General features: G+C 52.6%; 1 protein-coding gene. It reads right to left on the minus strand.

The annotated features are described in order from the left end of the window. Positions 1-439: 439 nt before the first annotated feature. Positions 440-2,575: an AAA family ATPase gene (locus HQL63_16200; GenBank protein MBF0178364.1), complete on the minus strand. Its 2,136-nt coding sequence runs from the start codon at positions 2,573-2,575 to the stop codon at positions 440-442. Positions 2,576-2,737 lie beyond the last annotated feature (162 nt).

Here is a 2,737-nt window from a genome sequence, read left to right on the forward strand (position 1 = left end):
CCGGCTTGAACTCCACCGTGCCACTGGTGATGGTCCCATCCGTTTGACGTAGGGCCCAACCCATCTTGCTGCCCAAATCCAGGGTGAGGATTGCCCCTTCCCCTGGGGTGCCCTTGTGGGGCAAAGTTGCTACAGCCATTTCTACCTCCTGTCGTTTGTTCCTGTCGCGACCTCCCTTCCTACATGGCGGGTATGCGTGGGGGTATATATTATATACCCCACGCATACACGCGCGTAGGCAGGGGGTCCGCCATCCGCCATTGAAAAAAATATTATATATTTCAATATGTTGTCCGTGGCGGAAATTTTCCGCCACGCCCGCCATGGCGGGGTGTTTACCACTTGCAACTTATTGATATTATTCAATTGCAAGATTTGCGTGGCGGATAATTTGCCCGCCATGGCGGAAAATATGGCATATACATCCGCCATTGTGTATTTACTCATATACACCGTCCGCACCATGCTCAAATGTCCCACACCCTCTCGCAAATGGTCCATCCGGCACATCCAGCCATTTTGGTTCACGAGATCCAGAAGCAACTCCTTTCACCAATCGACGATCATTCAGGAGGTATTGAACCAGATCCCTCAATTTATCCCGACCAACATCATGGAGGACTTCTGGCAGCCTGTGCCGTTGTTGGTACACACCTGTTCCGCCATAATGCGTAAATGGTTGTCCATTACCGGCGGCCTGCTGAATAGCGGTAATCAGTAAAGTTGCTAACTCTGGATCAAAACTTGATTTGGTTGCATCAGAACGCAGCTCTGTTGTCCGATCCACCAGAAGCCCGGTTGTGCGGTTGCGCACGTAGGTGCGGACGGTCTTATCGGTTGGCCAGTTGCTTTTGACGATCGCCCCCATAAACACTGATTCTCGTTGATATTCTTCGCCAAGCTGTTGGCATGCCTTTTCTGCGTCATCGTTTTTTGGCGACCACAAGGCATAACTCCAGCGCCCACTATCGACCAGCGATGTGCTGCCACGGATGGCCTCTCTGGCGTCAGTGGCGCTCAGGATTGGCCGGTTGCCGACCTTTTTGAAATGATGGGTTGCCAGCACTGTTGCCCCTGTCTCTGCAGCCAGACGCCCCAGGGCAGCGAAAAACATGCTTCCTGCCGCTGGATCGGCATTGACATCAGCACTGGTAAAGCTCTGCAGGGGATCGATAACCAGCAACCTCAAATCTCTGATAGCCAACAGTGCGTCGCGTAACTCTTCAAATTCCTTTGTAAAGGAAAATCCTTCGCGCCCATTGGCGATCAGGTTGACCGGACCACCGTTGTTTGGCAGGGGGTATACAATCAGTCGGGAAGGATTCGACATTTCAGGGGCAAGTGCCTGTACTCGCCTGTGGATCTCATCTTGATCATCCTCAGCAGTCAATACCACCGCCGTGCCAGATACCGGCTCAAGTGGCCCACCAAATGCTGTCTGAGGCATGAATGTTCCTGGTTCAGCGCTGGCCACCTTAATGGCCAAATCAAGTGCCAGCATGCTTTTTCCTGCTCCACCGATAGCGGCAATCATGCCGGGCACAGCCAAAGGCAATACTCCACGAATCAACCATTTACGCTCTGGTGGACGGCCAACGTATCGGTTATACGTCCAATCCAGCAGATTGAACCGACCGGTTTGGAGTGCGGTTGCGTGGGAAGGTTCCTGGCATTCGACCTGAGTCAAAAATGCATGAATATCCATCCCTTCTGCGATGGCGTCAGCGGCATCCCATTTGGCCGGTTTGTTTGTGGGTGGGATCAGGATTGATACAGAACGGCACCCGATGTTTCGGCATGCCGTTGCAACAGTTTGGGCATAGTCCCAACCTGGGGCATCTTTGTCTGGCCAGATCAATACATCCTTGCCAGACAAAGGCGTCCAATCCGTTTTCTCTGGTGGAGATTTGGCCCCTTGCATAGTGGTTGTGGCCTGAAACCCTGCCGAAATCAAAGCGGAAGCGCACTTTTCACCTTCAACTACAATTACGCTTGGCGCAGCGATGATTCCTGGAATGTTGTATAGGGGGCGTGGTGTGGGCGCCTGGCGACGCCTGGCAAGCACATCCCATGGACGAAATTCTTTATCACCACCGGGAGGGTCATAGCGATAGACGCACGCGATCAGTTGTCCATTGCGGTCGTGATAGTCCCATTTACCGGTTATTGGTCCCAACTCGTCCATAGATGGAGTATGTTTTGGCGTTGGTTTTGCGGCTGTGTAGTTAGATGCTTCCCCAAGCCAACTGGCTATATCTTCAACAATTTTCTGAAAATCTCTTTTGCTGTCTTGGTGATTGACGGCAGCCCAAAGGTCAATAATGTCACCGCCTTGTCCGGCAGCGTGGTCAAACCACATTCCAGCCTTGGAACCAGTGAGTTCCACCTCCATACTATCACCAGGATTTCCTTGCACATCGCCGACATAGAGCTTTCCATGACGGATTCTACCGGCTGGCAGCAGGTAGTGAATTACTTCAGCGGCGCTGTCTTGTAGGCGTGATTTTATCTGTTCGGCAGATAGTCTGTCGGCTGATTTTGATGATTGCTGACCGGTGGCTGAATTGAAATCCATCCAGATGATATTGTTGATAGCACTGCCTACCGCTGTTGGCTTGCGGCGTTGACTCCCGCAATTGCTGATTTGACTCCCGCCATGGTTGAAATCAAGACCCTGGTCCGCACCCTCCAGGGCACCACCCTCCAGGGCACCACCCTCCAGGGCACCACCCTCCAG

The sequence above is a fragment of the Magnetococcales bacterium genome, from assembly GCA_015231175.1.
Classification (GTDB): Bacteria; Pseudomonadota; Magnetococcia; order Magnetococcales; family DC0425bin3; genus HA3dbin3.

Excerpts from the sequence above, each read along its gene's own strand:
- HQL63_16200 (MBF0178364.1), bottom strand. The coding sequence starts at position 2,575 with ATGGATTTCAATTCAGCCACCGGTCAGCAATCATCAAAATCAGCCGAC.